This is a genomic window from Geminocystis sp. GBBB08 (genome assembly GCF_016743215.1).
Classification (GTDB): Bacteria; Cyanobacteriota; Cyanobacteriia; order Cyanobacteriales; family Cyanobacteriaceae; genus Geminocystis.
This window is the reverse complement of the sequence record NZ_VRZC01000244.1, coordinates 1-4129: the sequence shown is the minus strand read 5'-3', so window position 1 is coordinate 4129 and position 4129 is coordinate 1. Positions and strand designations below refer to the sequence as shown.

At 32.6% G+C, this 4129-nt stretch carries 4 protein-coding genes; 1 reads left to right on the top strand and 3 read right to left on the bottom strand.

The window, feature by feature from the left end; translation table 11 throughout:
* Nucleotides 1–156 precede the first annotated feature (156 nt).
* Nucleotides 157–1359: a 4-hydroxy-3-methylbut-2-enyl diphosphate reductase gene (locus FWJ34_RS18645; RefSeq protein ID WP_308256833.1), complete on the bottom strand. Its 1203-nt coding sequence runs from the start codon at nucleotides 1357–1359 to the stop codon at nucleotides 157–159.
* A 207-nt stretch (nucleotides 1360–1566) separates the two neighbouring features.
* Between FWJ34_RS18645 and FWJ34_RS18640 the strand changes: the two genes are divergently transcribed.
* Nucleotides 1567–2451 carry a universal stress protein gene (locus tag FWJ34_RS18640; protein ID WP_308256832.1) on the top strand — a complete coding sequence of 295 codons (885 nt, stop codon included), beginning with the start codon at nucleotides 1567–1569 and terminating at the stop codon, nucleotides 2449–2451.
* Between the two features lie 80 nt (nucleotides 2452–2531).
* Here FWJ34_RS18640 and FWJ34_RS18635 read toward each other — a convergent pair whose 3' ends face one another.
* Together FWJ34_RS18635 and FWJ34_RS18630 are read right to left on the bottom strand one after the other, a co-directional pair.
* Nucleotides 2532–3596, bottom strand: a complete 1065-nt coding sequence (locus tag FWJ34_RS18635; RefSeq protein ID WP_308256831.1) for a glycosyltransferase family 1 protein — start codon at nucleotides 3594–3596, stop codon at nucleotides 2532–2534.
* 153 nt (nucleotides 3597–3749) lie between these two features.
* Nucleotides 3750–4129, bottom strand: a 380-nt coding sequence (locus FWJ34_RS18630; RefSeq protein WP_308256830.1) for a superoxide dismutase, incomplete at its 5' end; no start/stop codon positions are given.

Genomic DNA, 4129 nt, shown 5'->3' with positions numbered 1-4129 from the left:
GTTAGAATTAGAGTATATAACTATATAATACTTACCTATTTTTTGAGTTAGAATCGCTAAATAAAGACTAAGATCAAATTGATCAAGTTTAATCTGAATTTTCTTCACAAATCCGTTTTTCCCAAATCTGCTGACTTGGTGCAACGCCGTCTATTTTTAATTATGGTAAGATTTAGAGGCAAAAATTTTTTCAATAACATCTTCTACGACTTTATCGGGAGTTGATGCACCAGAGGTTATACCTACGGTAATTTTTCCTTGAGGAAGCCAATTTTCCTTAATTTCTAAATCTGTTTCTAGAGGTTTATGTTCGATTTTGTTATCTAACAAGATTCTTTGAGCCGAATCTATATGATAGGAAGGAATATTATATTCAACGGAAATTTCTTGTAAATGAGTGGTGTTGGAGGAGTTAAAACCGCCGATAACGACAATTAAATCTAGTTTTTCTTGAACTAAATTTAACATTGCGTCTTGTCTTTCTTGGGTTGCGTCACAGATGGTATTAAAACTCATAAAATGTTCGTTTAATTCTGTGGGGGGATATTTTTTGATCATGGTTTGCTCAAATAATTTACCAATAGCTTCGGTTTCACTCTTTAACATCGTAGTTTGATTGGCAATTCCTAACCTTTCTAAGTCAGTATCTGGGTTAAATCCTTCAGAATAGGCATTTTTAAATTTAGTTAAAAACTCTACTCGATCGCCACCATTAAGGATATAATCAGCAACATATTCAGCTTCCGCCATGTTTAAAATGACTAAATAAGTATCAGCAAAAGAACTGGTAGCGACAGTTTCTTCATGTTTATATTTCCCATGAATAATAGAGGTATAACTACGTTTTTTGTGCTTTTCAACAGAATTCCAAACTTTAGATACCCACGGACAAGTTGTGTCAACAATAGTGCAACCTTTATCATTTAGTAACTGCATTTCTCTAACACTAGCACCAAAAGCCGGTAAAATAACGACTTCATTACTGTTAACCACAGAAAAATCTTTTAAATTACCATTGACAGGGATAAAATCGATATTCATTTCCTTTAACCGTTGATTTACTGAAGGATTGTGTATAATTTCGTTAGTAATCCAAATTTTTTCAGTGGGAAAATGAGTCCGAGTTTCATAAGCCATAGCGACAGCCCTTTCCACCCCCCAACAAAAACCAAAAGCTTCTGCCAGACGAATAGTAACATTACCTTTAGTGATTTGATAGTGATTTTGACGAATAGTTTGAATCAAACTACTTTGATATTCTTGGTTTAAAGTTGCGGTTACTTCTTCTTGATGTCCAAATCCTTTACGATGGTAGTTATCTGATTGTTGTAAATTACGCTTAAAAGTTTTAGTATCCATGAGTATCTAAAAAGTTAATTATTACTTACAATATCTTAACTAAGTGCGGTATGTCACTGAAAAGTTTTTCCTTCACCTTTCGCACCCATAAACTATGCCTACGGCTTATTATCCCGCTTTTGAAAGAACTCTTGTTGATTGAGATATAAATGTTACTCTGAAATAAGGTTAATATATTTTCAACAATAATTGGAGATTCAAAAGGTTATGTTTCAGCGTTGTTTAATTTGTACAGATTTAACTGATGGTTTACAAAGATTAGTAGCTGAGGTGGAGTCTTTAGCCCATAGCGGTTTAACAGAAATTACCTTTTTACATAGTGTACCTTTATGGGAAGAAGGACAAGTACCACGAGTTGATATGGAAAAAATTGAATGGGCAAAAGAAAAATTATTTTCCCCTTTGACTTACTCTGGCGATCACCTAAAAGTTAATATAGAAGTAATATCAGGAAATGTTGTTGATAACATACTCAAAATTGTACAGAAATATACACCAGATTTTATCATTACAGGTACTCCGTTGCGTAGTTCATTACAAGAGCGTATTTTTGGCTCAACGACAATGGATTTAAGCAAAAAAGTGAAAATTCCCGTCATGATTTTACGCCCTCAACTGATCTCGGTTTATACCACAGAAGAAATTAAACTTCGTTGTAGCAAACTGAATAATTATTGGTTAATCCCTTGTTATGATGTTGACAATGCTCGTTATCTTTTGGAACAAATTAAATTATATGCCACAGAAAAACCGAGTAAAGTTAAACATAAATACTTGATTCTTGCCGTAATTGATGATGTTTCTCGTTCAGAATTAATTGTCAAAAACTCTGTCAAAGATGCACAACAAAAACTAGCAGAGGTTAAAAAAGATTTAGAATCCTTTGGTTTAGAAGTAGAAGTTCTCGTCACTACCGGAAATCCTCTCCAAGAAACTCTGAATACAGCTTTAATCTATGATATTCAGGCGATCGCCATAGCAGATGATCAGGATAGTTTATTAGATTGGACGGTAAAAAGTTTCACTCAAGAAGTGTTACATCGTAGTTGGTTTCCAGTAGTTTTCTTTCCTTTTAAAAAATCTGAAAAATAGAAATAGTATTGGATTTAGCTTAAATTTCAAAAGAAGCCTCACTATGAGGCAACCCCTACTTAATTTTTCATCAAACTTATTTATAAAAATTGTTCGATAACTTTTACTGTTTCTTTCCCTGTTTTTTCCCAACTAAAATTCCTAGCTCTTTTTAAACCTAATTCTCCCAATTTTTTTCGTAAATCATTATCATCCGCCATTAAATTCATCCCTTCACTGATACTTTTAATCTCATAGGGATTTACTAATATTCCCGCTTCCCCTACTACTTCCGGTAAAGAAGACACATTAGAAGTAATCACTGGAGTGCCACAGGCGATCGCCTCTAAAACAGGGAAACCAAAACCTTCCCAAAGAGTAGGAAAAACAAGTGCTTGAGCTTGATTAATTATGACAGGTAAATCGTCAGAAGAAACATAGTCTAAAAATATTACTTTGGTAGCAATACCTAATTCTTGAGCTTGTTGCTTTAATAATGGAGTATAACGAGTATCAAAAGGTCCACATAACCATAATTGATAGTTTTTAGAATGTTTAAATTGAGCAAAAGCAGAAATAATTTTAGAGACATTTTTATGGGGATCATGTCTTCCTAAATATAAAAAATAAGGAGTTTTTTGATGATCTTTTAACCCCTCAATAACTCTAAAGTTTTTTTGATTATAACCTAAGTAAATAGGAGTGATTTTAGTAGCAGAAATACCAAAATAATTAATAATATCATTTGCCGTTGCTTGAGAATTACAGATAATATGTTGAGCTTGACGGCAAACTTGAGGGATATAATAACGAAAATAAGGAGTTAAAGGAGACTTTTTTTTAGGAAAGCGAATAGGTATCAAATCATGTACCATGACTACAGCTTTTGTTTTGGTAAATAAAGGCATTTCAGGCACAGGAGAAAATAATAAATTAGCTTTCAAATTACGAAAAATATTCCCTAACTCAAATTGAGTCCACTTTAATCGTAAAAAATGCCCTTTACTGCCATTATCAGGGCTTAATTTTTCACTGATAAAATAAGGATTTTTGTAGTTATTATTACTAAATTTTTTTGCTAATAAACTATGATATTCAAGGGTAGAGAAATAAGGTAAAATATTATGAATATAGTTAGTAATTCCCGTTGGTTTTTCTACCAACATCGACAGGTTAATCAGTAAATTTTTGTTATTATTTATTGAGTTCAAATGATAAATTTATTAGTTATGAGAATCAAATATACTTAACTTTATGTAATGAATGTAAGACAAAGAGGCTTTTTTTTTCCTAATTCCTAATTCCTAATTCCTAATTATTTAAGCAGTTGCTTTGGCAAAATTTTCGGCGACAAAATCCCAGTTAACTAACTTACTTAGAAAATCACTTATGTAATCAGGTCGTCTATTTTGATAATCTAAGTAGTAAGCGTGTTCCCATACATCTATGGTTAATAAAGGAATTTGCCCTGCTGTTAAAGGATTATCAGCGTTACCAGTTTTGGTTACTTTTAAAGTACCATTATCTAACACTAACCATGCCCAACCACTACCAAATTGAGTAGCACCTGCTGCTTTTAAAGCCTCTACAAACTTATCAAAACTACCAAAATCTGCGTCAATTTTAGCCGCTAATGCACCGCTAGGAGTACCACCACCATTAGGTTTAATCGATTGCCAATAAAAAGAATGATTCCATG

Excerpts from the sequence above, each read along its gene's own strand:
- FWJ34_RS18635 (WP_308256831.1), bottom strand. The coding sequence starts at position 3,596 with ATGTTGGTAGAAAAACCAACGGGAATTACTAACTATATTCATAATATT.
- FWJ34_RS18645 (WP_308256833.1), bottom strand. The coding sequence starts at position 1,359 with ATGGATACTAAAACTTTTAAGCGTAATTTACAACAATCAGATAACTAC.
- FWJ34_RS18640 (WP_308256832.1), top strand. The coding sequence starts at position 1,567 with ATGTTTCAGCGTTGTTTAATTTGTACAGATTTAACTGATGGTTTACAA.